This window comes from Pseudomonas sp. 67(2021), assembly GCF_017491835.1.
Classification (GTDB): Bacteria; Pseudomonadota; Gammaproteobacteria; order Pseudomonadales; family Pseudomonadaceae; genus Aquipseudomonas; species Aquipseudomonas atacamensis.
In genome coordinates this window covers 69,225-95,646 of record NZ_JAFGYL010000017.1, presented here as the reverse complement: position 1 = coordinate 95,646, position 26,422 = coordinate 69,225, and the positions used below count along the sequence as shown (strand labels likewise).

The 26,422-nt window shown below is 60.7% G+C and carries 23 protein-coding genes; 12 read left to right on the top strand and 11 right to left on the bottom strand.

The window, feature by feature from the left end:
* Positions 1 to 28: 28 nt before the first annotated feature.
* From J5M66_RS20035 to J5M66_RS20020, 4 genes are all read left to right on the top strand, one after another.
* Positions 29 to 2,620, top strand: coding sequence for a glycosyltransferase (locus J5M66_RS20035; protein WP_207809001.1), 2,592 nt, complete (start codon positions 29 to 31; stop codon positions 2,618 to 2,620).
* A 242-nt stretch (positions 2,621 to 2,862) separates the two neighbouring features.
* Positions 2,863 to 4,014, top strand: coding sequence for a succinyl-diaminopimelate desuccinylase (gene dapE, locus J5M66_RS20030; protein ID WP_024011765.1), 1,152 nt, complete (start codon positions 2,863 to 2,865; stop codon positions 4,012 to 4,014).
* Positions 4,014 to 4,823, top strand: coding sequence for a putative RNA methyltransferase (locus J5M66_RS20025; protein ID WP_207809003.1), 810 nt, complete (start codon positions 4,014 to 4,016; stop codon positions 4,821 to 4,823). Before dapE ends, J5M66_RS20025 begins: the two co-directional genes overlap by 1 nt.
* A gap of 75 nt (positions 4,824 to 4,898) precedes the next feature.
* Positions 4,899 to 5,276, top strand: coding sequence for a hypothetical protein (locus tag J5M66_RS20020; protein WP_207809006.1), 378 nt, complete (start codon positions 4,899 to 4,901; stop codon positions 5,274 to 5,276).
* Between the two features lie 83 nt (positions 5,277 to 5,359).
* On the opposite strand, the gene J5M66_RS20015 is transcribed toward J5M66_RS20020, so the two are convergent.
* Positions 5,360 to 5,569, bottom strand: coding sequence for a cold-shock protein (locus tag J5M66_RS20015; protein WP_016771489.1), 210 nt, complete (start codon positions 5,567 to 5,569; stop codon positions 5,360 to 5,362).
* A 236-nt stretch (positions 5,570 to 5,805) separates the two neighbouring features.
* On the opposite strand from J5M66_RS20015, the gene plsB reads away from it, so the two are divergent.
* The 3 genes from plsB to J5M66_RS20000 all read left to right on the top strand — a co-directional run bounded on the left by plsB (position 5,806) and on the right by J5M66_RS20000 (position 9,542).
* Positions 5,806 to 8,307, top strand: coding sequence for a glycerol-3-phosphate 1-O-acyltransferase PlsB (gene plsB / locus J5M66_RS20010; RefSeq protein ID WP_207809008.1), 2,502 nt, complete (start codon positions 5,806 to 5,808; stop codon positions 8,305 to 8,307).
* A gap of 119 nt (positions 8,308 to 8,426) precedes the next feature.
* Complete coding sequence (locus J5M66_RS20005; RefSeq protein WP_207809010.1) at positions 8,427 to 8,825, top strand: YbaY family lipoprotein; 399 nt, start codon at positions 8,427 to 8,429, stop codon at positions 8,823 to 8,825.
* Positions 8,826 to 8,852: 27 nt separating this feature from the next.
* Positions 8,853 to 9,542, top strand: coding sequence for a DUF4197 domain-containing protein (locus J5M66_RS20000; RefSeq protein WP_016771492.1), 690 nt, complete (start codon positions 8,853 to 8,855; stop codon positions 9,540 to 9,542).
* A 788-nt stretch (positions 9,543 to 10,330) separates the two neighbouring features.
* On the opposite strand, the gene J5M66_RS19995 is transcribed toward J5M66_RS20000, so the two are convergent.
* Positions 10,331 to 13,399 carry an efflux RND transporter permease subunit gene (locus J5M66_RS19995; protein WP_207809013.1) on the bottom strand — a complete coding sequence of 1,023 codons (3,069 nt, stop codon included), beginning with the start codon at positions 13,397 to 13,399 and terminating at the stop codon, positions 10,331 to 10,333.
* Between the two features lie 6 nt (positions 13,400 to 13,405).
* Positions 13,406 to 14,506 (bottom strand): efflux RND transporter periplasmic adaptor subunit, encoded by a 1,101-nt coding sequence (locus J5M66_RS19990; RefSeq protein ID WP_207809015.1) that lies wholly within the window; start codon positions 14,504 to 14,506, stop codon positions 13,406 to 13,408.
* A 94-nt stretch (positions 14,507 to 14,600) separates the two neighbouring features.
* Between J5M66_RS19990 and J5M66_RS19985 the strand changes: the two genes are divergently transcribed.
* Positions 14,601 to 15,254 (top strand): TetR/AcrR family transcriptional regulator, encoded by a 654-nt coding sequence (locus J5M66_RS19985; protein WP_207809017.1) that lies wholly within the window; start codon positions 14,601 to 14,603, stop codon positions 15,252 to 15,254.
* 77 nt (positions 15,255 to 15,331) lie between these two features.
* Here J5M66_RS19985 and J5M66_RS19980 read toward each other — a convergent pair whose 3' ends face one another.
* Positions 15,332 to 16,111, bottom strand: coding sequence for a class I SAM-dependent methyltransferase (locus J5M66_RS19980; protein ID WP_178083765.1), 780 nt, complete (start codon positions 16,109 to 16,111; stop codon positions 15,332 to 15,334).
* Positions 16,112 to 16,206: 95 nt separating this feature from the next.
* Here J5M66_RS19980 and J5M66_RS19975 point away from each other — a divergent pair, with 95 nt between their 5' ends.
* The gene (locus tag J5M66_RS19975) at positions 16,207 to 16,827 is read left to right on the top strand and encodes a hypothetical protein (protein WP_056783179.1); all 621 of its coding nucleotides are present in this window, start codon (positions 16,207 to 16,209) and stop codon (positions 16,825 to 16,827) included.
* A 3-nt stretch (positions 16,828 to 16,830) separates the two neighbouring features.
* On the opposite strand, the gene J5M66_RS19970 is transcribed toward J5M66_RS19975, so the two are convergent.
* The 7 genes from J5M66_RS19970 to ppc all read right to left on the bottom strand — a co-directional run bounded on the left by J5M66_RS19970 (position 16,831) and on the right by ppc (position 24,171).
* Complete coding sequence (locus J5M66_RS19970) at positions 16,831 to 17,523, bottom strand: extensin family protein (protein ID WP_123443063.1); 693 nt, start codon at positions 17,521 to 17,523, stop codon at positions 16,831 to 16,833.
* A gap of 2 nt (positions 17,524 to 17,525) precedes the next feature.
* The gene (locus J5M66_RS19965; protein WP_123443064.1) at positions 17,526 to 18,362 is read right to left on the bottom strand and encodes an isocitrate lyase/phosphoenolpyruvate mutase family protein; all 837 of its coding nucleotides are present in this window, start codon (positions 18,360 to 18,362) and stop codon (positions 17,526 to 17,528) included.
* Between the two features lie 30 nt (positions 18,363 to 18,392).
* Positions 18,393 to 19,253 carry a DUF72 domain-containing protein gene (locus tag J5M66_RS19960; RefSeq protein ID WP_024011753.1) on the bottom strand — a complete coding sequence of 287 codons (861 nt, stop codon included), beginning with the start codon at positions 19,251 to 19,253 and terminating at the stop codon, positions 18,393 to 18,395.
* A complete protein-coding gene (locus J5M66_RS19955) occupies positions 19,253 to 19,561 on the bottom strand; it encodes a hypothetical protein (protein WP_016771497.1) in 309 nt (102 codons plus the stop codon). Before J5M66_RS19955 ends, J5M66_RS19960 begins: the two co-directional genes overlap by 1 nt.
* A 258-nt stretch (positions 19,562 to 19,819) precedes the next feature.
* Complete coding sequence (tsaB, locus tag J5M66_RS19950; RefSeq protein WP_207809020.1) at positions 19,820 to 20,494, bottom strand: tRNA (adenosine(37)-N6)-threonylcarbamoyltransferase complex dimerization subunit type 1 TsaB; 675 nt, start codon at positions 20,492 to 20,494, stop codon at positions 19,820 to 19,822.
* 95 nt (positions 20,495 to 20,589) lie between these two features.
* Positions 20,590 to 21,240 carry an adenylate kinase gene (gene adk / locus J5M66_RS19945; protein WP_123443066.1) on the bottom strand — a complete coding sequence of 217 codons (651 nt, stop codon included), beginning with the start codon at positions 21,238 to 21,240 and terminating at the stop codon, positions 20,590 to 20,592.
* A 300-nt stretch (positions 21,241 to 21,540) separates the two neighbouring features.
* Entirely contained in the window at positions 21,541 to 24,171 is a 2,631-nt protein-coding gene (ppc, locus tag J5M66_RS19940; protein WP_125927845.1) for a phosphoenolpyruvate carboxylase, read from the bottom strand.
* A gap of 213 nt (positions 24,172 to 24,384) precedes the next feature.
* Between ppc and J5M66_RS19935 the strand changes: the two genes are divergently transcribed.
* From J5M66_RS19935 to J5M66_RS19925, 3 genes are all read left to right on the top strand, one after another.
* Entirely contained in the window at positions 24,385 to 24,729 is a 345-nt protein-coding gene (locus tag J5M66_RS19935; RefSeq protein ID WP_016771500.1) for a hypothetical protein, read from the top strand.
* Positions 24,730 to 25,107: 378 nt separating this feature from the next.
* Positions 25,108 to 25,512 carry a DUF4398 domain-containing protein gene (locus tag J5M66_RS19930; RefSeq protein ID WP_024011747.1) on the top strand — a complete coding sequence of 135 codons (405 nt, stop codon included), beginning with the start codon at positions 25,108 to 25,110 and terminating at the stop codon, positions 25,510 to 25,512.
* A gap of 55 nt (positions 25,513 to 25,567) precedes the next feature.
* On the top strand, positions 25,568 to 26,356 hold the full coding sequence (locus J5M66_RS19925; RefSeq protein ID WP_024011746.1) for an OmpA family protein: 789 nt from the start codon (positions 25,568 to 25,570) through the stop codon (positions 26,354 to 26,356).
* The last annotated feature ends 66 nt before the right edge of the window (positions 26,357 to 26,422 follow it).

The following is a 26,422-nucleotide window of genomic DNA, read 5'->3' as shown; positions in this document are numbered from 1 at the left end:
TCCACAGCCTTTGGAACCCGAAACAGCTATGTCATCGCGTAAATTTGGACTCAACCTGGTGGTGGTGCTGGCCATCGCTGCCTTGTTCACCGGTTTCTGGGCGCTGGTCAATCGCCCGGTCACGGCGCCGAACTGGCCGCAGCAAATCTCCGGTTTCTCGTATTCGCCATTCCAGCAGGGGCAATTCCCACAGAAGGATCAGTATCCGTCTGACGACGAAATGCGCCGTGACCTGGAAATCATGAGCAAGCTGACCGACAACATTCGTATCTATTCGGTCGACGGCTCGCTTGGAGACATCCCGAAACTGGCTGAAGAATTCGGCCTGCGTGTCACCCTCGGCATCTGGATAAGCCCGGACCAGGAACGCAACGAACGGGAAATCACCAAAGCCATCGAGCTGGCCAACACCTCCAGAAGCGTCGTGCGCGTGGTGGTCGGCAACGAGGCGCTGTTTCGCGAAGAGATCACCCCGGAAGCCCTGATTGTTCTGCTGGATCGGGTGCGCGCTGCGGTCAAAGTACCGGTGACCACCTCCGAGCAATGGCATATCTGGGAGAAATACCCACAACTGGCCAAGCACGTTGACCTGATCGCCGCCCACGTCTTGCCCTACTGGGAATTCATTCCGGTGGACAAGGCCGGCCAGTTCGTCTTCGACCGTGCCCGCGATCTGAAGAAACTGTTTCCGAAAAAACCGCTGCTGCTCTCCGAGGTCGGCTGGCCGAGCAACGGTCGCATGCGCGGTGGCGCCGATGCCTCGCCGGCAGATCAGGCAATTTATCTGCGCACGCTGGTCAACAAGCTCAATCGCCAAGGCTTCAACTACTTCGTGATCGAAGCGTTCGATCAGCCGTGGAAGGCCAGCGATGAAGGTTCGGTCGGCGCCTACTGGGGCGTGTTCAACGCCGCGCGCCAGCAGAAATTCAATTTCGACGGCCCGGTGGTGGCGATTCCGCAATGGCGCGTGCTGGCCATCGGCTCGGTGGTGCTTGCGCTGCTGTCGCTGACGCTGCTGATGATCGACGGCTCGGCGCTGCGCCAGCGCGGTCGCACGTTCCTGACGTTTATCGCGTTCCTCTGCGGTTCGGTGCTGGTGTACATCGGTTACGACTACAGCCAGCAATACAGCACGTGGTTCAGCCTCACGGTCGGATTCCTCTTGGCGCTCGGTGCGCTCGGGGTATTCATCGTCCTGCTCACAGAGGCCCATGAACTGGCCGAAGCGGTGTGGATTCACAAGCGCCGGCGGGAATTCCTGCCGGTGCTGGGCGATTCCGATTACCGACCGAAAGTGTCGATCCATGTGCCGTGCTACAACGAGCCGCCAGAGATGGTCAAACAGACCCTCGACGCACTGGCCGCGCTCGATTATCCAGACTTCGAAGTCCTGATCATCGACAACAACACCAAGGACCCGGCGGTGTGGGAACCGGTGCGCGATTACTGCGCAACCCTCGGCCCGCGCTTCAAGTTCTTCCACGTTTCGCCGCTGGCCGGTTTCAAGGGCGGCGCGCTGAATTACCTGATTCCGCATACCGCCAAGGACGCCGAAGTCATTGCGGTGATCGACTCCGATTACTGCGTGCACCCGAACTGGCTCAAGCACATGGTGCCGCACTTCGCCGACCCGAAAATCGCCGTGGTGCAGTCGCCGCAGGATTATCGCGACCAGAACGAAAGCACCTTCAAGAAGCTGTGCTACGCCGAATACAAGGGCTTCTTCCACATCGGCATGGTCACCCGCAACGACCGTGACGCGATCATTCAGCACGGCACCATGACCATGACCCGTCGTTCCGTGCTGGAAGAGTTGGGCTGGGCTGACTGGTGCATCTGTGAAGACGCCGAACTCGGCCTGCGCGTATTCGAGAAAGGCCTGTCGGCGGCGTATTACCACGACAGCTACGGCAAGGGCCTGATGCCGGATACCTTCATCGACTTCAAGAAACAGCGTTTCCGCTGGGCCTATGGCGCGATCCAGATCATCAAGCGCCACACCCGCAGCCTGCTGCGCGGCAAGGACACCGAACTGACTCGCGGTCAGCGTTATCACTTCCTCGCTGGCTGGCTGCCGTGGGTCGCCGATGGCATGAACATCTTCTTCACCGTCGGCGCGTTGCTGTGGTCGGCGGCGATGATCATCGTGCCGCAACGGGTCGATCCGCCGCTGCTGATTTTCGCAATCCCGCCGCTGGCGCTGTTCGTGTTCAAGGTCGGCAAGATCATCTTCCTCTACCGCCGCGCCGTCGGCGTGAATCTGAAAGATGCGTTCTGCGCGGCGCTGGCCGGCCTGGCGTTATCGCACACCATCGCCAAAGCGGTGCTGTACGGTTTCTTCACCAGCAGCATTCCGTTCTTCCGCACGCCGAAAAACGCTGACAACCACGGTTTCTGGGTGGCGATCAGCGAGGCTCGCGAGGAGCTGTTCATCATGCTGTTGCTGTGGGGCGCGGCGCTGGGGATCTTCCTCGTGCAGGGCATTCCGAGCAATGACATGCGCTTCTGGGTAACCATGCTGCTGGTGCAGTCGCTGCCGTATCTGGCGGCGCTGATCATGGCGTTCCTGTCGTCGCTGCCCAAACCTGTGGCCAAGGCTGAGCCGGCACCGGTCGTCTAAATCCGCAACGCAGCACTAAACGGCGGCCAATGGTCGCCGTTTTGCTTTAAGATAACCGCCATTTTGCGGGCCTTGGCGTGATAACCGGTCTGACTGACCACCCCTGTCCCTTGTGGGAGCGAGCCTGCTCGCGAAGGCGTTGTAACATTCAACCTTTAAGGTGCCTGGTAGACCGCTTTCGCGAGCAGGCTCGCTCCCACATTAGAAGCCCAAGCTCATACCCCATGATCCCGGAGTTTTCCATGACGGCCCACGCCGACCTATCGCCGACCCTTCAACTGGCCATCGACCTGATCCGCCGTCCTTCCGTGACCCCAATCGATGCCGACTGCCAGAAGCAGATGATGCAGCGCCTGGGCGATGCCGGTTTCACCCTGGAGCCGATGCGCATCGAAGATGTGGATAACTTCTGGGCCACTCACGGCAACAACGACGGCCCGGTGCTGTGCTTCGCCGGTCACACCGACGTGGTGCCGACCGGTCCGGTTACCGCATGGCAGATCGATCCGTTCAATGCCGTGATCGACGAACATGGCATGCTCTGCGGCCGTGGCGCGGCAGACATGAAAGGCAGCCTGGCATCGATGACCGTCGCCGCTGAACGTTTCGTCGCCGACTATCCGAACCATAAAGGCAAGGTCGCTTTCCTGATCACCAGCGACGAAGAAGGCCCGGCGCATCACGGCACCAAGGCTGTCGTCGAACGTCTGGTCGCGCGCAACGAGCGTCTGGACTGGTGCATCGTTGGCGAACCGTCGAGCACCACCTTGGTCGGCGATGTGGTGAAGAACGGCCGTCGCGGCTCCCTCGGCGCCAAGCTCACGGTCAAAGGCGTGCAGGGCCACGTGGCCTACCCGCATCTGGCGAAGAACCCGATCCACCTCGCCGCTCCGGCGCTGGCAGAGCTGGCCGCCGAGCACTGGGACCACGGCAACGATTTCTTCCCGCCAACCAGTTTCCAGATTTCCAACCTCAATTCCGGCACCGGCGCGACCAACGTGATCCCGGGTGATCTGGTGGCGGTGTTCAACTTCCGTTTCTCCACCGAATCGACCGTCGAAGGCCTGCAGAAGCGTGTGGCCGACATCCTCGACAAGCATGGTCTGGACTGGCACATCGACTGGGCGCTGTCCGGCCTGCCATTCCTCACCGAACCGGGCGCGCTGCTTGATGCGGTGTCGTCGAGCATCAAGGACATCACCGGTCGCGAGACCAAGGCGTCGACCAGCGGCGGCACCTCCGATGGCCGTTTCATCGCGACCATGGGCACGCAAGTGGTTGAACTGGGCCCGGTCAACGCGACCATCCACCAGGTCAACGAGCGCGTGCTGGCAGCCGATCTCGACGTGCTGACCGAAATCTATTACCAGACCCTGATCAAGTTGCTCGCCTGATGCTCGCGTGCCCGATCTGCAGTGAGCCGCTCAACGCGGTCGACAACGGCGTGGTCTGCCCCGCCGGGCATCGGTTTGACCGTGCGCGTCAGGGTTATCTGAACCTGTTGCCGGTGCAGCACAAGAACAGCCGCGACCCGGGCGACAATCAAGCGATGGTCGAGGCGCGGCGTGATTTCCTCAACGCCGGGCATTACGCGCCAGTGGCCAAGCGTCTGGCTGAATTGGCGGCGAGTTATGCGCCGGAGCGCTGGGTCGACATCGGTTGTGGCGAGGGTTACTACACCGCGCAAATCGCCGAGGCTTTGCCCAATGCTGACGGCTACGCGCTGGACATTTCCCGCGAAGCCGTCAAACGCGCCTGCAAGCGCAACCCGGCGATTACCTGGTTGATCGCCAGCATGGCCCGTGTGCCATTGGCCTCAGGCAGTTGCCAATTTCTCGCCAGCGTCTTCAGTCCGTTGGATTGGGAGGAAGCCAAGCGTCTGCTCAGCGTCGGCGGCGGGCTGATGAAAGTCGGCCCGACCCGTGGCCATCTGATGGAATTGCGCGAACGCCTGTACGACGAAGTGCGCGAGTACACCGACGACAAGCACCTGGCCCTGGTGCCGGCAGGCATGGCCTTGGCGCACAGCGAAACCCTGGAATTCAAGCTGACTCTGGACAAGCCCGAGGACCGCGCCAACCTGTTGGCGATGACGCCTCACGGCTGGCGTGCCAGTGCCGAGCGTCGCGCGGCGGTGATCGAACAGGCCGAGCCGTTCGAGACCACCGTGTCGATGCGCTACGATTATTTCGTTCTTCAATAACATTTGGTCTCGGGCACAGGCCCGGGGCCGGCTAAATCCGCGAATGGATTTTTCAGACCCGCAGTGAGGACATCCATGCGCCAACCGGACATCGAGATTTACCTGAAAGACGCCGACGTCGACCACAAGGCCATCGCCGCCTGGCTCGGCGCCGCGCTGGGCCCGTGCAGCGACTGGGTACAGAAGGGCCAGACGTACAAGTGCAAGGCCGGCAACGTGCCGGTGACCTGGCTGCCGAAAGCCGTGGGCAAGTGGAATAGCCTGTTCCTGGAAAGCGACCAGACCCCCTGGGACGACGACATCGCCTGCGCCCGCGCAGCTTTCGAGGCACTGAACGTCGAAGTGCGTTGTGCACCGGGGACGTGGGTCGAAGAAGAAGGTGAAGAGACGGCGGATCGCTGGATTCGCATCAGCGAAGACGGAGAAGAAGAGATCAACTGGAAAACGGCTTAAAAGCAGCTGCAAGTTACGAGCTGCAAGCCTCAAGCGGAACTGCTTATAGCTTGTGGCTTGCAGCTTGAAACTTGAAGCTGCTGTTACAGACCTACAACATCCTCAGCCTGCAATCCCTTCTCGCCGGTGATCACCGCGTACTCAACCTGTTGACCTTCGGTCAGCGAGCGGTGCCCTTCACCGCGAATCGCCCGGTAGTGCACGAACACGTCCACGCCGTCGTCGCGCTGGATAAAGCCATAGCCTTTGGCGTCGTTGAACCACTTCACGTTGCCGGTTTCGCGTGTTGCCATCTGTTCATACTCCTTTTTTATTATTGAACGGGCTTTTCGCAGGAAAGCCTTCGAGGAACGTCAGCCTGCGTCCGACGTCCATGACAGGGCACCGGCAACAGAGCGCCGAGTATATGACAGGTGCGGAAACTCTCAACAGGAGATTACTTCGGCGCTTTTTTGCCGATTTTCGCCTAATACGGCAAACTGTCCGCCCCGAGCGCCTGCTCGGTTTTATTCACTCACGCAGAAGCCGTATGACCCGTTCCCCGTTCCGCCGTCTTGTGTTTGGCACCCTGCGCCGCCTGTTGTATCTCTGGGTTCGCTCCGAGACCATCAATCAGTCGTCGTTCACTCTTAACCTCGACCGCAGTCGTCCGGTGTTCTACGTCCTGCAAAACCCTTCGCTGACCGATCTGGCGGTGGTTGACACAGAGTGCACCAAGGCCGGTTTGCCACGCCCGGTGCTGGCGGTGTCGGTCGGTACGCTGATCGAACCTGCGGCGTTTTTTTATCTGACACCGGACCCGGACTGGCTCGGCCGCCAGGACAAACGCGGCGCGCCGCCGACCCTCACCCGTCTGGTCAGCGCGCTGACACAGAACGCTGCCGAAGACGCGCAGATCATTCCGGTCAGCGTGTTCTGGGGCCAGTCGCCGGACAGCGAAAACAGTCCGTGGAAACTGTTGTTCGCCGACAGCTGGGCAGTCACCGGCCGTCTGCGCCGGCTGCTGAGCATCATCGTCCTCGGGCGTAAAACCCGCGTGCAGTTCTCCGCGCCGATTCACCTGCGCGAACTGATCGATCACAACAAGGGCCACGAGCGCACCGTGCGTATGGCCCAGCGCATCCTGCGCGTGCACTTCCGCAATCTCAAAGCTGCGGTGATCGGCCCGGACATTTCCCACCGGCGCAATCTGGTCAAAGGCCTGCTCAATCAGCCGTTGGTCAAACAGGCGATCCTCGACGAAGCCGAGCGCGAAAAAATCTCGCCGGAAAAAGCCAAGGCCCAGGCCCTGCGCTACGGCAACGAGATCGCCTCGGACTACACCTACACCGCGATCCGTTTTCTCGAAGTGGTGCTGAGCTGGTTCTGGAACAAGATCTACGACGGCATCAAGGTCAACCACATCGAGGGCGTGCAGAACGTCGCGCAAGGTCACGAAGTGATCTACGTGCCGTGCCACCGCAGCCACATTGATTACTTGCTGCTCTCGTATCTGCTGTTCCGCAACGGCCTGACCCCGCCGCACATTGCTGCCGGGATCAACCTGAACATGCCGGTGATTGGCAGCCTGCTGCGTCGCGGCGGTGCGTTCTTCATGCGCCGCACCTTCAAGGGCAATCCGTTGTACACCTCGGTGTTCAACGAATACCTGCACACGCTGTTCACCAAAGGTTTCCCGGTCGAGTATTTCGTCGAGGGCGGTCGCTCGCGCACCGGGCGCATGCTGCAACCGAAAACCGGCATGCTCGCGATCACCCTGCGCAGTTTCCTGCGTTCGTCGCGGATGCCGATCGTGTTTGTGCCGGTGTACATCGGATACGAGCGCGTGCTCGAAGGCCGCACCTACCTCGGCGAACTGCGCGGGGCGAGCAAGAAAAAAGAATCGATCTTCGATATTTTCAAAGTGATCGGTGCGCTCAAGCAGCGCTTTGGCCAGGTCGCGGTGAACTTCGGCGAGCCGATCAAACTGGCGGAGTTTCTCGACGCCGAGCAACCGGACTGGCGCCAGCAGGAGCTCGGCCCGCAGTTCAAACCGGCGTGGCTCAACGAAACCACCAACCGCCTCGGCGAGAAAGTCGCCCGGCACCTCAACGAAGCGGCGGCGATCAATCCGGTGAATCTGGTAGCGCTGGCCCTGCTGTCGACCACGCGCCTGGCGCTGGATGATCGAGCCATGGCGCGGGTGCTGGATCTGTATCTGGCGCTGCTCCGTAAAGTTCCGTATTCGCCGCACACGACCTTGCCGGAGGGCGATGGCCGGGCGCTGATCGAGCATGTGAAAGACATGGATCTGCTCGCCGAGCAGAACGATGCGCTGGGCAAGATTCTCTATCTGGACGAGCAGAACGCGGTCCTGATGACTTACTACCGCAACAACGTCCTGCACATTTTCGCTCTGCCGTCGTTGCTGGCGAGTTTCTTCCAGAGCACCTCGCGCATGAGCCGCGAGCAGATCCTGCGCTACACCCGCGCGCTGTATCCGTACCTGCAATCGGAGCTGTTCATCCGCTGGAGTCTGGACGAACTAGATGCAGTGATCGACAAGTGGCTGGAAGCCTTCGTCGAGCAGGGCCTGCTGCGTTTCGAGAAAGACCTGTACCTGCGTCCGGCACCGAGTTCGCGGCATTTCGTGCTGCTGACGCTGCTGTCGAAAAGCATCGCGCAGACCCTGCAGCGGTTCTACATGACCGTATCTTTGCTGCTCAACAGCGGCCAGAACAGCATCAGCGCCGAAGAGCTGGAAGACCTCTGCACAGTGATGGCGCAACGCCTGTCGATCCTCCACGGTCTGAACGCCCCAGAGTTTTTCGACAAGAGTCTGTTCCGCCACTTCATCCAGACCCTGCTCGACCTCGATGTCCTGCGCCGCGACGAAGCCGGCAAGCTCAGCTATCACGAACTGCTTGGCGAGCTGGCCGAAGGCGCGGCCAAGCGCGTGCTGCCGGCGGAGATTCGCCTGTCGATCCGCCAGGTCGCGCTGCATCGCAGTGAAGATGCGGCGGATCAGATCACGCCACAGCCTGAGGCTTGAAGCCTCAGACCTGTGGGAGCGAGCCTGCTCGCGAAGACGGAATGTCAGTCGACATTTAGTTTGACTGACCCAGCGCTTTCGCGAGCAGGCTCGCTCCCACATTGAAAGGAGTTCCACCCATGAAAAAACTGCTGACCCTCGCCGCCGCCACCCTGCTCAGCGCCTGCCAATCAACCACACCTGCCGGCAAGGCCAGCCTCGACGGCGAAGTCTTCTACCTGCAACGCATCGCCCTGCCCCCTAGCGCGACCCTGAGCGTGAGCCTGCAAGATGTGTCGCTGGCCGATGCAACGGCCATCGTCCTCGCCGAACAGAAAGGCCCGATCAAAGGCCAGGTGCCGCTGCCATTCCATTTGAGCTACGATCCGGCGCAGGTCAAATCCGGCCACCGTTACTCGGTCAGCGCGCGCATTGAAGTCAACGGCGAGCTGATGTTCATCACCACCGAAAACCACGCCGTGCAACTCGACGGCAACGACCCGCAGCCGCTGAAAATCCGCGTCGACGCCGTTCGTTAATCCATTTTTCGCCACAAGGAAGCCGCCATGCGCCGCCCTACCCTTCGCTTCGCCGCCGCCTGCGCCGGTCTGCTGATCTCCGCCAACGCCTTGGCCTTGTCGCTCAACGACCTGTCGCAACAAGACGCCACCGGCGGCCTCAAGGACGCCCTGACCCAAGGCGCACAGATCGCCGTGAAACAACTCGGCACCCCGGGTGGCTTCAGCAACAACCCCGAAGTGAAAATCGAACTGCCGGGCAAACTCGGCAAAGCCGCGAGCAAGATGAAAGCCTTCGGCATGGGCGCCCAGGTCGAAGAACTGGAAACCGCGATGAACAAAGCCGCCGAATCCGCCGTGACCCAGGCCCAGCCAATCCTCGTCGATGCAGTAAAGAAAATGAGCGTGGCCGACGCCAAAGGCATCCTCAGCGGCGGCAACGATTCGGCGACCCAATACCTGAACAAATCCAGCCGCGAACAGATCCGCGCGAAATTCCTGCCCATCGTCAAGCAAGCCACCGACAAGGTCGGCGTCGCGCAGAAGTACAACGCCTTTGCAGGTCAAGCTGCGGCTTTCGGTGTCGTCGACGCCAAGAGCGCCAACGTTGAAAGCTACGTCACCGAACAGGCACTCAATGGTTTGTTCGAGATGATCGGCAAGCAGGAAGAAACAATTCGTCAGAACCCGGCCGCTGCGGCGACGAGTCTGGCGAAGAAGGTGTTTGGTACGTTGTAATTTCCGAACCACAAAAAAAGCCCGCTCAACTTCCTCGGTTCAGCGGTTTTTTTTGCGCATCCGCTTTGTGGATCGACCGGACCGAGGACACGATTCACCGCAGTTCAGCAAGGGAAATCCTCTGCCGATGCGCAGTCATAGCGGGAAGTCGGGCTGATTACCAGAGCACGTCGGCTTGAGATACCGAGTCAGTATCCGCAAAAGAAACAGATCAAAAGCCCCTCACCCTAGCCCTCTCCGGGAGGGAGAGGGGACTGACCGAGGTGTTCAGGCGAAATACGCCGACTTGCGATACCGAGTCGAATGCAGATTTTGGAACGCCCAAAATCGGCTCCCTCTCCCTCGGGAGAGGGCTGGGGTGAGGGGCAGCAACAACACAAATCAAAAGCCGAACACCCACGCTTTTCACCACTCAATAGGCCGAGTGTCAGCTCGCCTGCTCTTGATCTTGATCCACCGGCGACGTCGGAAGGCTGAGTGGAGGGACTGATCCGGGCGTGGGAGCGCAGCGACCGTCTGGCGCAGCCAGACACAGCGGAAGGAGGTGCAGCGAAGCAAACCGGAGCCGCTGCGCCCGGATCGATCCCGCAGCGAAGGAACCCGAGCCTGCGAGGGCCGAACGTAGGAGCAAGCGTTTTGGGTTACCTTTTTGCTGGGCCGGCACTCCGGCGTTTGAAAAAGGTGACCCGCCGTAAGGGCGGAACCGTAATCAGCAACACCCACAGCAACGGATACTCACCCAAAACCCCAAGTCATGGTCGGCCCGAAGGCCGCCACGACAAAGAAACTCAACCCTCCCGACGAACCCTGAACCAGGCCGCATACAACGCCGGCAAAAACAACAGCGTCAGCGCAGTCGCAACAATCAACCCGCCCATGATCGCCACCGCCATCGGCCCGAAAAACACACTGCGCGACAGCGGAATCATCGCCAGTACCGCCGCCAGCGCCGTCAACACAATCGGCCTGAAGCGCCGCACCGTAGCCTCGATAATCGCCTGCCAGGGCCTGAGCCCCGATGCAATATCCTGCTCGATCTGATCGACCAGAATCACCGAATTGCGCATGATCATCCCGGACAACGCGATCGTCCCGAGCATCGCCACAAACCCGAACGGCTGGCGGAACACCATCAGAAACAACGTCACCCCGATCAAGCCCAACGGCGCCGTCAGAAACACCATCGCCGTACGCGAGAAACTGCGCAACTGCACCATCAGCAAGGTCAGCACCACGACAATGAACATCGGCACCCCGGCATTCACCGACTTCTGCCCGCGCTCGGAGTCCTCCACCGTGCCGCCGACATCCAGAAGATAACCATCAGGCAATTCGGCGCGAATCGGGTCCAGCGTCGGCATGATCTGCTTGACCAGCGTCGCCGGTTGCTCCTTGCCATAAATGTCCGCGCGTACGGTCACGTTCGGCAGCCGATTGCGGTGCCAGATGATGCCTTCCTCGAAGCCGTATTCCAGCGTGGCAATCTGCGACAACGCCACACTGCGGCCGTTATCGGTCGGCACCGCGAGACTCGGCAATAACGACAACTCAGTGCGCTCGTGCACGGTGCCGCGCAGCAGAATCTCGATCAACTCGTTGTCTTCGCGGTACTGGCTAACGGTCGAGCCGACCAGCGAACTCTGCAGGAATTTCGCCAGATTGGCGGTGCTCACACCGAGGGCGCGGGCGCGATCCTGATCAATGTTCAGATAAACAACTTTGCTCGGTTCTTCCCAGTCCAGATGCACGTTGACCACATGCGGATTCTCGCGAACCTTTGCTGCCACCTTGCGCGCCAACGCACGGACTTCTTCGATGTGCTCGCCCGTGACGCGGAACTGCACCGGATAGCCAACCGGCGGGCCGTTTTCCAAACGGGTGACCCGCGAACGCAGGGCCGGGAACTGTTCGTTGAGGGTTTCGATCAACCAGCTGCGCAGCGCTTCACGCTCTTCGATGGTTTTTGCCAACACCACGAACTGAGCAAAACTCGCCGCCGGCAGTTGCTGATCCAGCGGCAGATAAAAGCGTGGCGAACCGGTGCCGACATAGGCCACATAATTGTCGATGCCGGCGTGCTCCTTGAGCAGCGCTTCGAGGCGTTTGACTTCACTGGTGGTGTTGGCCAGCGAAACACCTTCGGCCAGTTTCAGGTCGACCATCAACTCCAGCCGGTTCGAAGCCGGGAAGAACTGCTGCGGGACGAAACGGAACAACATCACCGAGGCGATAAACAGGCCCACGGTGAGCACGATCACCGTCTTGCGATGGGCCACGCACCACTCCACCAGACGCCGGACGCGCTGATAGAACGGCGTGGCATACGGATCCGGTTGACCATCGCCAGTGCCGTGTTTTGCCGCGTGAATTTTCGCCAGATCCGGCAGGAGTTTTTCCCCCAGATACGGCACGAACATCACCGCCGCGACCCATGAGGCGAGCAAGGCAATGGTCACTACCTGGAAAATCGAGCGGGTGTATTCGCCGGTGCCAGACTGCGCAGTGGCAATCGGCAGGAAGCCGGCGGCGGTGATCAGCGTGCCGGTAAGCATCGGGAATGCGGTGCTGGTCCAGGCGTAACTCGCCGCGCGAATGCGATCGAAGCCCTGCTCCATTTTGATTGCCATCATTTCCACGGCAATGATCGCGTCGTCCACCAGAAGCCCCAGCGCCAGCACCAGCGCACCGAGGGAAATCTTGTGCAGACCGATGCCGAGGTAATACATGCAAGCGAAGGTCATCGCCAGCACCAGCGGAATGGTCAGCGCGACGACCATGCCGGTGCGCACACCGAGGGAAAAGAAGCTCACCAGCAAGACGATCGCCAGCGCTTCGACCAACACCTGAACGAACTCGCCGACGCCGGTTTTTACCGCTGCCGGCTGATCGGACACCTTGCGCAGCTGCATGCCGGCCGGAAGGTTTTTCTGAATGCGCGAAAACTCGCCCTCCAGTGCCTTGCCCAGCACCAGAATGTCGCCGCCGTCCTTCATCGCCACGGCCAGACCGATCGCGTCGTCGCCCATGAAACGCATGCGCGGCGCCGGTGGGTCGCTGAAACCGCGACGCACATCGGCGATATCGGAGATGCGGAACGTACGATCGGCGACGCGGATCGGAAAGTTCTTTATCTCATCGACTGTCTGAAAATTCCCCGAGACGCGTAGCTGCAAGCGCTCGCTGCCGGTTTCGAAGAACCCCGCCGTGGATACCGCGTTCTGTTCCTCCAGCGCCTGCTGCACCGCCGCCAGCGGCAAGCCAAGAGTGGCGAGTTTGACGTTGGACAGCTCGACCCAGATTTTCTCGTCCTGCAACCCAAGCAGTTCGACCTTGCCGACGTCCTTGACCCGCTGCAGCTGAATCTGGATGCGGTCGGCGTAATCCTTGAGCACGGCGTAGTCGAAACCGTCGCCGGTCAACGCATAGATATTGCCGAAGGTGGTGCCGAACTCATCGTTGAAGAACGGCCCCTGAATTCCCGGCGGCAAAGTCTGGCGAATGTCGCCGACCTTCTTGCGCAACTGGTACCAGAGATCAGGGATCTGCTTGGAGTGCATCGAGTCGCGGGCGATGAAGGTGACCTGCGATTCACCGGGGCGGGAGAACGACATGATGCGTTCGTACTCGCCGGTTTCCATCAGCTTCTTTTCGATACGTTCAGTGACCTGGCGCGAGACTTCCTGCGCGGTCGCACCGGGCCAGCGGGTCTGAATGACCATCGCCTTGAACGTGAACGGCGGGTCTTCACTCTGGCCGAGTTTGGTGTAGGACAACGCGCCGACAACGGCGAGCAAAAGCATCAGAAACAGTACGATCTGGCGATTACGCAACGCCCATTCGGAGAGGTTGAAGCGCATCGGGACTTACTCCTTGTTCGCCAGATTGACCACACGATTGGAGCGATCCACTGGTCGCACCTGCTGGCCGTCGAGCAATACGTGAACGCCGGCAGCCACCACCCAGTCGCTGGCATTCAGGCCTTCGAGCACCGCCACGCTTTTCTCGCCGAACGGACCGACCCGTACCGGAGTTTTCTTCAACGTGTTGTTGCCGTTGACCACCCAGACGTAGGTCGCGCCGTTTTCAGCGGTCAGCGCGGAAAGCGGTATGGACAGCGAGACACTGTCAGCCGCTTGCACGAACACCCGGGCGCTCTGCCCCAGTTCAGCCGGGACTTTGCCGCTGGTGAACGAGATACGCGCAGCAAAAGTGCGCGAACGCGGATCGGCGGACGGCGACAACTCGCGGATCTGCCCGGCGAAGCGTTGATTCTGCTGTGCCCACAATTCCACGGTAACCGGTTGACCGACCTTGAAGCGGCCGAAGCTTTGCTCCGGGAGGCTGATCAACACTTCGCGCTCACCATCGGTGGCGAGGGTGAACACGGTTTGCCCGGCAGCGACCACCTGACCGACTTCCACCGAACGCTTGGCCACCACACCATCCTGCGGCGCACGCAGCACCGCGTAACTGGCCTGGTTGGTCGAAACGTTGAATTCGGCTTTGATTTGTTTAAGGCGGGCTTCGCCGGAGCGATATAGATTTTCGGCGTTGTCGTAGGCCGAGCGGCTGACCATCTGCCGATCCATCAGGGTTCTATAGCGATCGCGCTCGGCGCGCACCAGATTCAGATTGGCCTCGGCGGCGGCGACCTGCGCGCGGGTGGCTTCCAGTTGCAGGCGCACATCCTGCGGATCGAGTTCGGCCAACGGCTGATCGGCTTTGACGCGCTGGCCTTCGTCGACCAGTCGTCGGCTGACTTTGCCGCCAATGCGGAACGCCAGATCAGGCTCATAGCGGGCTCGCACCTCGCCCGGATAACTCTCCATCGCCTGCGCCGAAGGCTCGGGCTGTACCACCATGGCCGGGCGTACGGTGACTTTGGTCACCTCTTCCTGACCGCACGCCGATAACAGGAACGCCAGACTGACTGGCACGGCAAAGGACAACGCATGGCGGAACATGGTGACGGACCTTTCGCGAATGAGGCTTGGAATATTTATACTGGCGGGTATGGTATTAATAGCAAACTCACCAGTCCAGTATTAAAAGCGAAGAATGTCGAACAATCTTTCAGCTCCAAACGGCCCGGGCCGCCCCAAGGATCTGGCCAAACGCCAAGCGATCCTGGATGCGGCGAAAACCCTGTTTCTCTGCCATGGCTACGCCAACACCAGCATGGACGCGGTGGCCAGCGAGGCCGGCGTGTCGAAGCTGACGGTCTACAGCCATTTCAATGACAAGGAGACGCTGTTCTCCGCCGCCGTCGTCGCCAAATGCGAGGAACAATTGCCACCGCTGTTCTTCGAATTGCCGGACGGCATCCCGGTGGAAAATGTATTGCTGAACATTGCCCGAGGCTTCCACCACCTGATCAACAGCGATGAATCGGTAAACCTGCATCGTCTGATCATGGCGCTGGGCAGTCAGGACCCGAAGCTGTCGCTGATCTTCTTCGAGGCCGGCCCAGAGCGCGTGGTCAACGGCATGGAAGGTCTCCTGGCGAAAATCCATGCAACCGGCGCGCTGAGCATCGACCAGCCACGCAACGCCGCCGAGCACTTCTTCTGCCTGATCAAAGGGGCGGGAAATTTTCGTTTGTTGTACGGCTGCGGCGAGCCGCTGACTGGAGAAGCAGCGGAACGGCATGTGCGCGAGGTGGTGGGGTTGTTTATCAGGGCCTATGGGGGAGGAGCAGCTGCGAGCTTCTAGCTACAAGCTGCAAGAAAAAGCAAAAGCAGTGACTTGGCTCTGGCTTGCAGCTTGCAGCTTGCAGCTTGCAGCTGCTTCTAAGGCTTCAGCGCTTTCTTCGGATAAATGTCATACCGGCTCGATTTGCCATCCAGCGCATGGCTCGGTTTCGGCCCTTCGATGCACGGTGCCTTGCGCGGGCGCTTGACCACCACCCGGTGCGTGGCCAGCGCCAGCGCGGCTTCAAGCAAGGCCGGGGCATCCGGGTCATCGCCAACCAGCGGGCGGAACAGGCGCATTTCCTTTTTCACCAGCGCGGTTTTCTCGCGATGCGGGAACATCGGATCGAGGTAGATCACCTGCGGCGCCTCCCCTTCCCAACTGCGCATCACTTCGATGGAGTTGCCCTTGAGCAATTTCATCCGCGCCACGATCGGCGCTACATCGAAATCTTCTGCCGCCCGGGCCAAGCCGTCCTCAAGCAGTGCGCCGATCAGCGGCTGGCGCTCGATCAGGCTCATTTCACAACCGAGACTGGCCAACACAAACGCGTCCTTGCCCAGCCCCGCCGTGGCATCGAGGACGCGCGGGCGCACGCCTTGGGCGATGCCGACCGCTTTAGCGATCATCTGCCCGCTGCCGCCGCCATACAAACGACGATGAGCCGCACCGCCCTCGACAAAGTCGACCCGCACCGGCCCCGGGGCGTCCGGGCCAAGCTGCTGCAACTGCAAACCCTGCTCGCCGACCTGCAAGGCGAACTCACCGTCGGCCTCGCCGAGCGGCAGGCCGAGACGTTCGGCCCAGTGTGCGGCTTGCGTTTGAAACGCTGGGGCGAGGGCCTGGACATGGATGCGGCAGGCCGCGGGTGACTCGATCATGAAAAAACGCTCAAAAAAGTTAAGGATCGACAAAAACCGCCGATAAACCATTCAACGCGCATTTTGCCAGAGCTGAGCGTCAACCGAAAAAAATGTCAGGCATTCTTCCCACATCGATTGGCTACGTTTCGCCCCATGGCGACTTCAGCCGTCATAACACTCAAGCACTGAGCGGCGTCAGTCACCTGTGGCAGGATTTCTTTGCCCAGGCCCTGGCCGAACAGACGAGTGAAGTGGTGCCTGCCTGTGGCACGTTTCCACCGGTTGACCTGAACAGCCCGGAAGAACCAACCGTTGGCAGCGAGCTGCACGCGCACATCGTCAGCCAGCGTGAGTGCGATGTGGTCGAAACCCAGGTTCGCCCGCCAGAGCCACTGTTCCTGCCGATCGCCGAGTTCGAAATGGAGCTGCTGGACAAGCCGTTCCCACCGTTCCCGCCAGAAGAACTCAAAGCCCAGCAAGAGCAACAGGATTTCGACAGCAGCTGGGTACGCCCGATTGTGATCAACAATGGCCAGCCAGTGCCGGAGCCAGGCCCTGCTCCGCAGAAACGTCCGTTGTACCTGCCGATCGCCGAGTTCGACCTGGACTTGCTGCAGAAGCCTTACCCGCCGTTCCCGCCGGAAGAAATCGTCGAGCAACAGAAAGCCCTGGACTTCGATAATGGCTGGGCGCGCCCGATCGTTCTGCAGAACCTGCGCCTCGCCGCCTGATCCTCAGCGACACACGCTCCAGCGCCCGACATCGACATGAAAGTGATTGCGATGAGCGGCGTTGTAATCCGGGCTCAACACCACACTGAATGACTCGCAGGCGCCGTCACGCAGCTGGCGCAGAAACTCTGCGTCCTGATTCTGCTTGGGCCAATCCTTGAGCACGCTGATCGTGCGTCCGTCAGCCAGGCGGAAACCAGCGATGTCCAGCGCGTCGGCACTCGCATGTCGGCTGAGAGCGCCGCTCTCACGGTTGTAGACATTGCGACAGGCGAAGCTGCCGAGGTGATCGACCCGCGCCACTTTCTGTCCATAAAGCGATTGCGCCGCCGGTTGCAGGGTGTGGTGTTCAAACATTGCGTAGGCCACCGCCAGCGGGCAACTGGCGATGAAACTGCTGCTCAGCGCCACTTCACCGCCCTGCACCCGCAGAGCAGCGATCAGCGGACACTTGGCGCCCGGGCTGTCGGCCTGGGGGCTGACGCGCAGATCCGAGCTGCTCAGCGCCTGTGCGCAAAGCTCGGGATCACTGCGCAGGCGCATGAGTTTGTAACCGGTCAGCCAGTTGGGCGCGGCTTTTATGTCCAATGGCGCCCACGGGTTCCACTGCGGCGGCACCTCCAGCCAGCCGCGCCAGACACTCACCGCTGCGCCACCCATCGCGAGCAACACCCCCCAGAACAGCCAACGTCCCATGCTCAGTCCTTGAAGAATTGATTGGCCTTGGCGTACGGCATCGACTGTGACGTGAAACCAAAGGTGCCGGATTGCTGGATTTCTTCAGCAGCGCGGAAGAGCTCGCCGAACGCCGCCAGCGCCAGTGCCGAGCCGGTGCTGATGCGGCGTACGCCCAGTTCCTCGAGCTGTTGCACGGTCAGTTTCAAACCGCCAGACATCAAAACGTTGATCGGCTTCGGCGCCACGGCTCGCACCACTGCCAGCACTTCTTCGGCGCTGCGCAAACCCGGCGCATAGAGCACGTCGGCACCCGCCGCGGCAAATGCCTGCAAACGGCGAATGGTGTCGTCGAGATCGGGATTACCGTGCAGGTAATTTTCCGCGCGAGCCGTGAGGATGAAGGGAAACGGCAGGGTGCGCACCGCCGCGACGGCGGCTTCAATCCGTGCGACGGCGTGTTCGAAGCAATAGATCGGCGCGTCCGGACGTCCCGTAGCGTCCTCGATCGACCCGCCCACCGCGCCCGCCTCGGCGGCACGGAGAAGACTCTGCGCAGACTCCAGCGGATCATCGGCAAAGCCGTTTTCCAGATCCACCGCCACCGGCAGATCCGTCGCCGCGACAATCGCGCGGACATTGGCCAAGGTCTCGTCGAGACTCAGTGCGCCATCAGCCTTGCCCTGGGAAAACGCGTAACCGGCGCTGGTGGTGGCCAAGGCCTGATAACCAAGACTGGCGAGCATCTTCGCCGAGCCGGCATCCCACGGATTGGGGATGACGAAGATCCTCTGGCGATCATGCAGGGCCTTGAAGGCTTGGGCTTTGAGGAGTTGCTGCTGACTGACTTGGACGTTCATCGACGGGCTCCCGGGCAGAAAAAACCCGCCTCAGAGCAAGCCAAGCTGCTCGGCGGCGGGTTCTCTGTATAGCTCAGGCAGCGCGGGCAAGCCAGGCAAACGTTGCATCAGTTGTGCGTGAAAACGTTGCGCCAGTTTCGCTGCCAACAGGTTGTCGGCGGTATGCAGAAAGACGTAGGGCGTGCGGCCCTCTTCGATCCATTCAGCGACTTTCGCCACCCACGGCACAAGAAACGCATCGTTGGCCTCAAGCTCGGGATGGCCGATGAAACGCACCTGTGGAAACTGCGTGAACGCCGCCGGACGCGTCGGTACACGCGGTTTTTTTGACTGCGCGTGGATCACCGAGGACTCGGTCGACAAGCAGCTGAACAGCGCGCGCGGGTCGAGACAGATGCGCTCGACACCGCGATCCAGCAACAGACGATTGAGCAGACGCTCGCTCTCGCCCTTGGCGAAGAACTGTTCATTGCGCACCTCGACCGCAAGCGGGCAATCCAGTGCATCGATAAACGCCGCGAGCTCCGGCAGACGCTGCGGCGTGAAGCTTTTCGACAGTTGCAGCCACAGCGGCGAAACACGTTCGCCTAACGGCTTGAGTAATTGCAGGAAGGTTTCGGCAGCGGTCAGTTGCTCACGCAAGTCGCCGCTGTGGCTGATGTCGCCGGGGAATTTGGCAGTGAAGCGAAAGTGTGCCGGCATGATCTCGGCCCAGCGCTGGACGGTAGCCGGCGATGGACTGGCGTAGAAGGTGGTGTTGCCTTCGACGGCGTTGAACACCTGGCAGTAGAGAGCGAGAAAGTCGGAGGTTTTTGCGTCTACCGGATACAGATACTCGCGCCAGGCATTTTCGCTCCAGGACGGGCAACCGAGGTAGTAAGGCAGATCCATCAGATATACAGATCGAGGCCCAGCACGTCTGCGTCCCAATCGACAAAACCGGCGGTGCTCAGGTAGCTGGCCAGAGCCATGGCTACGCTCTTCTTCATCGCGCGGTGGTAGATCATGTCTTGTTGACGGGCAGGCAGGTTGCTCAGGCGTTGCGCGGTGGCTTGCGCGGCGCGAGCAGCCAGTTGCTCCTCGCTCGGAAATTCCAGCTCGCCATCGATAATCTCGACGGACTCATCCAGCGCCGCATTGCCTTTACGCGGCTTGCGCTTGATGGGGTAGGACTGAGTGGAAACGCCGTCTATACGCATAATGTCATGCTCGGTATCGATGATGGCAATTTAGCGGCACTTGACCGACTTAGCAAACTGCCGAGTGATAACTAGAACACATAAAGCGCAAAAGGTTTTAAGCGAGGGGGCAGAAACTGACGATTGGCGATATTTGTATGTGACCAGCGAACCTGTGGGAGCGAGCCTGCTCGCGAAGGGTCCAGCACATTCAACACATGCATTGACTGACCAGAAGCCTTCGCGAGCAGGCTCGCTCCTACAGGAGAAACTGTCGAATCATCGGGCTTTCGGGGTGGCTACTTTATCGCGCAGGTAGACCGGCTGGGCGTCATCTGCCGGGATCGCCTCACCGCGCTCCCAGGCGAAACGCGCCAGGGTCAACAGGTCTTCGGCGTGGGGCAGCATGCCGGCGTCGGAGCCGCTCAGATTGACCGCAATGCGCTCGCCGTAGCCCCAACCGGTACCGGCACCGAACCAGTCACCTGTGGCACCGGCCGGTAGCGCAGCCACCTCCGGCGGCAACACCGCTTCGGCACCAACCAGACGCATCTCCCCCGCCGTCTCGCGATAGCAGCCCCAATACACTTCGTCCATCCGCGCATCGATCGCAGCCGCGACCTGGCTTACACCCTGCTCACGAAAGGCACGCTGCGCCAGCACGGCAAGGTTGGATACCGGCAATACCGGACGATCCAGAGCAAAGGCCAAACCCTGCACCACACCGATGGCAATGCGCACACCGGTGAACGCGCCCGGGCCACGGCCGAAGGCAATTGCGTCGACAGCTTGCAACGTGGTGCCCGCATCGGCGAGCAATTGCTGGATCATCGGCAGCAGCTTCTGCGCATGCAGACGCGGGATCACCTCGTAATGGCTCGTGACCTTGCCGTCATGCAGCAAGGCAACGGAGCAAGCTTCAGTCGCGGTGTCCAGGGCCAGCAAGGTGCTCATCGATGTTTCCAAAACAGGGGTGGGGAAAAAAGTGCGTCAGTATAAACAACTACGGCCCGCAAGCGGGCCGTGGATGATGCAGCCGATCAGACTTTTCAGCTCAGCGCGGCCAACACCTTGGCGGTGATTGCATCGACCGAACCCACGCCTTCGATGTGGCTGTACTTTGGCTTGCCGCCGTTGCTGGCGGAAAGGTTCTTATAGAAATCCACCAGCGGTTTGGTCTGCGAATGGTAGACCGACAGGCGATGACGCACGGTTTCTTCGGTGTCGTCCTTGCGCTGCACCAGCTCTTCGCCGGTGATGTCGTCCTTGCCAGCCAGTTTCGGCGGGTTGTAGACGATGTGGTAAACGCGGCCGCTGGCTTCGTGAACACGGCGACCGGCGATGCGCTGGACGATTTCTTCGTCTTCAACAGCGATTTCAACCACAGCGTCCAGCTCGACGCCGGCAGTGACCAGCGCTTCAGCCTGCGGAATGGTGCGCGGGAAGCCGTCGAACAGGAAACCTTTGGCGCAATCAGGTTGAGCGATGCGGTCCTTGACCAGCGCGATGATCAGGTCATCCGACACCAGGCCGCCGGCATCCATGATGCTCTTGGCTTGCACGCCCAGTGGAGTGCCAGCCTTGACCGCAGCGCGCAGCATGTCGCCGGTGGAGATTTGCGGAATGCCGAATTTCTCGGTGATGAACTTTGCCTGAGTACCTTTACCGGCCCCGGGAGCTCCCAGCAGAATGACGCGCATCGATGTGCTCCTCAATTTTTTATATAAAAGCTTTACAAAACAAAGGATTCGCTCGTAACAGGCGGATCCTGAAAATACGGGTCGTGGCCGCACAAACGGCCAAAGGCTGATCAAGATACACAGCAGGCTGCGCCCACACAAGACGCCAAAAGTCGGAGAAACCGACGCCCGCCGTGACCTCGCGACGCGGTAACCCAAGTCGCAACCCCATCAATAACTGTCGCTTCGCGGCACTTTCCTACGCCAGGAGAAGCGGCATCCGACCCTTGTCGCGAACGCCGCCAGAGGTGCTCAGCAACCTTAGCCGGTATTGCGCAATCCGGCGGCAATCCCTGCTACAGACACCAGCAGCGCCTGTTCCACCGGGCTGCCCTGCTCGACATCCTGCTGCCGCGAACGCGCCAACAGCTCGGCCTGCAATAGATGCAGCGGGTCGAGGTAGGTGTTGCGCAAGCGGATGAATTCGAGGGTGTCCGGGCTGTGCGCCAGCAGTTGGGACTGCCCGGTCAGACCGAGCACGACGGTGCACGCCTGCGACAATAGGTCGCGTAACTGCGCGCCCAACGGCAGCAGATCGGCTTCGACCAAACGTTCGTCATAGGACTGCGCGATATCCGCGTCGGCCTTGGCCAGAACCATTTCCAGCATGTCGATACGAGTGCGGAAGAACGGCCACTGTTCGCGCATCTGCCCCAGCAACTCACCTTCGCCGCGCTCCAGCGCTTTGCTCAGCGCAGTCTCCCAACCCAGCCAGGCCGGCAGCATCAGTCGCGTTTGGGTCCAGCCGAAGATCCACGGGATCGCCCGCAGGCTTTCGATACCGCCGGCACGGCGTTTGGCCGGGCGACTGCCGAGCGGCAAACGTCCCAGCTCCTGCTCTGGGGTCGACTGACGGAAGTACTCAACGAATTGCGGATTTTCCCGCACCACCTGGCGGTAAGCGCTGACACCGTCCGCCGCCAATTCGTCCATCAGATGGCGCCATTCCGGAGTCGGCGGCGGTGGTGGCAACAAGGTCGCTTCGAGCACGGCGGCCAGATACAGATTGAGGTTTTGCTCGGCGATGTCCGGCAGGCCGAATTTGAAACGAATCATTTCGCCCTGTTCGGTAGTCCGGAAACGCCCGGCCACCGAACCCGGTGGTTGCGACAGAATCGCCGCATGCGCCGGACCGCCGCCACGGCCAACGGTGCCGCCACGACCGTGGAACAGCAGCAGTTCGACTTGCTGCTCACGGCAGATTTCCACCAGGCGCTCCTGCGCGCGATATTGCGCCCACGCCGCAGCAGTGGTGCCGGCGTCCTTGGCCGAGTCGGAATAGCCGATCATCACTTCCTGCGGGCCATGCAAACGCGCGCGATAGCCCGGCAATAGCAGCAGACGTTCCATCACCGGTCCGGCGTTGTCGAGGTCGGCGAGGGTTTCGAACAGCGGCACCACGCGCATCGGCCGCAGTACGCCGGATTCCTTGAGCAGCAGTTGCACCGCGAGCACGTCGGAAGCGGCGCCGGCCATGGAGATCACGTAGGAGCCCAGCGACGCAGCGGGCGCGGCGGCGATTTCCTTGCAGGTGTTGAGCACTTCGGCGGTGTCCGCCGATGGTTTGAAATGCGCGGGCAGCAACGGTCGACGGTTGCTCAGCTCCTCGGTGAGGAAGTTGATGCGCTGTTCTTCATCCCAATCTTCGTAGCGGCCGAGGCCGAGGTAATCGGTGATTTCGGTCATTGCCGAGCTGTGCCGGGTCGAATCCTGACGCACATCGAGGCGCACCAGAAACAGGCCGAACGTCACCGCCCGACGCAGGCAATCGAGCAACGGCCCGTCGGCGATGACGCCCATGCCGCACTCGTGCAGCGAGTTGAAACACAACTGCAAAGGCTCGAGCAGGTCGCGATTGTCGTGCAGCACATCGGCGGTTGCCGGGGTCGGCGCGGTCAATGCAGCGTGCGCCCAGTTGCGTGTGGCGCGCAGGCGTTCGCGCAATTGTTTGAGCACTGCGCGATAAGGTTCGGCGCTGTCGCCGGCCTTGGCCTTCAGCGCATTGCTGGCCTGCTGCATCGACAGTTCGGCAGCCAGATGATCGACGTCGCGCAGGTACAAGTCAGCGGCCATCCAGCGCGCCAGCAGCAAGACTTCACGAGTGACGGCGGCGGTGACATTGGGATTGCCGTCACGGTCGCCGCCCATCCATGAGGCGAAGCGGATCGGCGCGGCTTCCAGCGGCAAGCGCAGACCCGTGGCGGCGAACAGCGCCTGATCGGCCTTGCGCATATGGTTGGGGATCGCCTGCCACAACGAATGCTCGATCACCGCAAAGCCCCATTTGGCTTCATCGACCGGCGTCGGGCGGGTGCGGCGGATTTCTTCGGTGTGCCAGGCTTCGGCGATCAGCCGTTGCAGTTTGCTCTGGATCTGCTCGCGCTCGGCGCTGGTCAGGTCGCGATGGTCCTGCGCCGCCAGTTGCGCGGCGATCGCGTCGTACTTCTGGATCAACGTGCGTCGCGCCACTTCGGTCGGGTGCGCGGTCAGCACCAGTTCGATTTCCAGCCGCGCCAGCTGCCGGGCCAGAGATTCGGCGCTGTGCCCTTCACTGCGCAGGCGCGCGAGCAGTTCCGGCAATACCCGCGATTCGAACGGCGCCGGTTGCGACTCCTCGCGGCGATGGATCAGCTGATATTGCTCGGCGATGTTGGCCAGGTTGAGAAACTGGTTGAAGGCCCGCGCGACCGGAAGCAATTCGTCTTCACTCAATTGATTGAGGCTGGCGCTCAGTTCAGCGTCCATCGAGCCGCGCCGGTCGGCCTTGGCGCCCTTGCGAATCTGCTCGATCTTTTCGAGGAACGCCTCGCCGTACTGGTCTCGAATGGTGTTGCCCAACAGCTCTCCGAGCAGGTGAACATCTTCGCGCAAGCGTGCATCAATATCGGTCATCAGCAGTTCTCCAGCGGTAATCGGGGACAGCGCAGAAACGAATGCTTTGCCAGAGAGTGCCGCTCTGCGCCGCTTCTTACAAGCAGGCGACGAATTGACTTTAAACCTTGCCGGCGAAAGCTAGTCTCAACAGTAAGCCGTACGACGGCCCGCCGCCGGCGCTGCCGGACACTCACCCAGGCCTGCCATCAGCAGGCGCTAAATGAGGTCATCATGAAAATTCGTGAACTCGCCCAGCATTGGGAAGAAAACGCCAAAGGTCGCCTGACCGACACCGGCTACACGATTCATCTGGACGTCGAGGCCGCCGCGCGCCTGGCGGCAATTGCCGAGATGTATCCCAAACGTCATCCCGAGGAACTGCTCGGCGAACTGATCGGCGCCGCGCTTGAGGAGTTCGAGGCGAGCCTGCCGTACGTGAAGGGTTCAACGGTGGTGGCGACCGATGAGGAAGGTGATCCGTTGTATGAGGATGTCGGCCCGACGCCGCGTTTTCTGGCGTTGTCGCGACGGCATCTGCATGATTTGTCCTCGGCTGAGAACAAGCAGAAGCACTGATTCGACACACATCAAAACCGTGGGAGCGAGCCTGCTCGCGAATGCGGATTTTCATTCAGCATTTGCGCTGACTGACACATCTCATTCGCGAGCAGGCTCGCTCCCACATAGGCTGTATTCCAGTTCGAAAATTGTTTTATCAACGGACAAATTACACCCGCGCGTACCGCTCCAAACCGCTAAAGTTCCCGTCCCAGAGCCTTGTCCAAACGGTCAATTTAATTTTTGGCGATAGGCCATCTTTTCTGAACTTTTCAAAAATGCCGCCGGTCGGAACAGGTAACCACGCCTGGAACGAGCGTTTCAATTCGCGTCTACAAGCGATGCTTTCGTCTCCTCTGCCAGGATGGATTCAGTTGTATTTTCAGGAGATGCCTAATGGAGTTGAAGACCATGAAAACCCAAACCTCGTTTTCCCACCTGCGCGGTCTGAAACTGGCCGCTCTGGCCATCGGCACCAGCTTCGTACTGGCCGGTTGCGCCGGTAATCCTCCGACCGAGCAGTACGCTGTCACTCAATCGGCCGTCAACAGCGCCGTCAGCGCTGGCGGTACCGAATTCGCTGCGGTGGAAATGAAGCAGGCTCAGGACAAACTGAAACAAGCTGAAATCGCCATGCACGACAAGAAGTATGACGAGGCCCGTCGCCTGTCCGAACAGGCTGAATGGGACGCTCGCGTCGCTGAACGCAAGGCTCAGGCCGCCAAGGCCGAACAGGCTGTGAAGGATTCCCAGAAAGGTGTTCAGGAACTGCGTCAGGAAAGCCAGCGCACTGTGCAGTAAGCGCGCATCCCGACCGCAAAGCTGAAACTCTTACCGATAGAAAGGACGACAAATTATGCGTAAGCAACTGATGATTCCCGCTCTTCTGGCCGCAAGCGTTGCACTGGCTGCCTGCTCCACCCCGCCTAACCCGAACCTGGAACAGGCGCGCACCAACTACGCCGGCCTGCAGGCCAACCCACAGGCGAGCAAAGTCGCGGCACTGGAAACCAAAGACGCCAGCGATTACCTGGACAAGGCCGACAAGGCTTATCTGGACAAGGAAGACGCCGCCAAGGTCGACCAACTGGCTTACCTGACCAACCAGCGCGTCGAAGTGGCCAAGCAGACAATCGCTCTGCGCACCGCTGAAAACAACCTGAAAAACGCCGCAGCCCAACGTGCCCAGGCCCGTCTGGATGCCCGTGACCAGCAGATCAAACAGCTGCAGGACAGCCTCAACGCCAAGCAGACTGATCGCGGTACGCTGGTGACTTTCGGTGACGTGCTGTTCGCCACCAACAAGGCTGATCTGAAATCCAGCGGCCTGGTGAACATCAACAAACTGGCGCAATTCCTTCAGGAAAACCCGGATCGCAAAGTGATCGTCGAGGGTTACACCGACAGCACCGGCACCGCGAGCTACAACCAGTCGCTGTCCGAGCGCCGCGCGACTTCCGTGCAGATGGCTCTGATCAAGATGGGCGTCGATCCTTCGCGCATCGTTGCCCAGGGTTATGGCAAGGAATATCCGGTAGCGGATAACGGCAGCGTTTCGGGTCGTGCGATGAACCGTCGTGTGGAAGTGACCATCTCCAACGACAACCAGCCAGTAGCACCGCGTTCTTCGGTGAGCTCGAACTAAGCTTCACCCGGTAACGCAAAAGCCCCGCCTGACTTGATCAGGCGGGGCTTTTTCATGCACGACCAG

Coding starts and splice junctions, on each gene's coding strand:
- J5M66_RS19955 (WP_016771497.1), bottom strand. CDS start 19,561: ATGCGTATAGACGGCGTTTCCACTCAGTCCTACCCCATCAAGCGCAAG.
- tsaB (WP_207809020.1), bottom strand. CDS start 20,494: ATGAGCACCTTGCTGGCCCTGGACACCGCGACTGAAGCTTGCTCCGTT.
- J5M66_RS19960 (WP_024011753.1), bottom strand. CDS start 19,253: ATGGATCTGCCTTACTACCTCGGTTGCCCGTCCTGGAGCGAAAATGCC.
- J5M66_RS19930 (WP_024011747.1), top strand. CDS start 25,108: ATGGAGTTGAAGACCATGAAAACCCAAACCTCGTTTTCCCACCTGCGC.
- J5M66_RS19975 (WP_056783179.1), top strand. CDS start 16,207: ATGTCAGGCATTCTTCCCACATCGATTGGCTACGTTTCGCCCCATGGC.
- J5M66_RS19990 (WP_207809015.1), bottom strand. CDS start 14,506: ATGTTCCGCCATGCGTTGTCCTTTGCCGTGCCAGTCAGTCTGGCGTTC.
- J5M66_RS20025 (WP_207809003.1), top strand. CDS start 4,014: ATGCTCGCGTGCCCGATCTGCAGTGAGCCGCTCAACGCGGTCGACAAC.
- J5M66_RS20015 (WP_016771489.1), bottom strand. CDS start 5,569: ATGGCAACACGCGAAACCGGCAACGTGAAGTGGTTCAACGACGCCAAA.
- J5M66_RS19965 (WP_123443064.1), bottom strand. CDS start 18,362: ATGAACGTCCAAGTCAGTCAGCAGCAACTCCTCAAAGCCCAAGCCTTC.
- J5M66_RS20005 (WP_207809010.1), top strand. CDS start 8,427: ATGAAAAAACTGCTGACCCTCGCCGCCGCCACCCTGCTCAGCGCCTGC.
- J5M66_RS20035 (WP_207809001.1), top strand. CDS start 29: ATGTCATCGCGTAAATTTGGACTCAACCTGGTGGTGGTGCTGGCCATC.
- J5M66_RS19925 (WP_024011746.1), top strand. CDS start 25,568: ATGCGTAAGCAACTGATGATTCCCGCTCTTCTGGCCGCAAGCGTTGCA.
- dapE (WP_024011765.1), top strand. CDS start 2,863: ATGACGGCCCACGCCGACCTATCGCCGACCCTTCAACTGGCCATCGAC.
- J5M66_RS19935 (WP_016771500.1), top strand. CDS start 24,385: ATGAAAATTCGTGAACTCGCCCAGCATTGGGAAGAAAACGCCAAAGGT.
- adk (WP_123443066.1), bottom strand. CDS start 21,240: ATGCGCGTCATTCTGCTGGGAGCTCCCGGGGCCGGTAAAGGTACTCAG.
- ppc (WP_125927845.1), bottom strand. CDS start 24,171: ATGACCGATATTGATGCACGCTTGCGCGAAGATGTTCACCTGCTCGGA.
- J5M66_RS20000 (WP_016771492.1), top strand. CDS start 8,853: ATGCGCCGCCCTACCCTTCGCTTCGCCGCCGCCTGCGCCGGTCTGCTG.
- J5M66_RS19985 (WP_207809017.1), top strand. CDS start 14,601: ATGTCGAACAATCTTTCAGCTCCAAACGGCCCGGGCCGCCCCAAGGAT.
- J5M66_RS19995 (WP_207809013.1), bottom strand. CDS start 13,399: ATGCGCTTCAACCTCTCCGAATGGGCGTTGCGTAATCGCCAGATCGTA.
- J5M66_RS19970 (WP_123443063.1), bottom strand. CDS start 17,523: ATGGGACGTTGGCTGTTCTGGGGGGTGTTGCTCGCGATGGGTGGCGCA.
- plsB (WP_207809008.1), top strand. CDS start 5,806: ATGACCCGTTCCCCGTTCCGCCGTCTTGTGTTTGGCACCCTGCGCCGC.
- J5M66_RS20020 (WP_207809006.1), top strand. CDS start 4,899: ATGCGCCAACCGGACATCGAGATTTACCTGAAAGACGCCGACGTCGAC.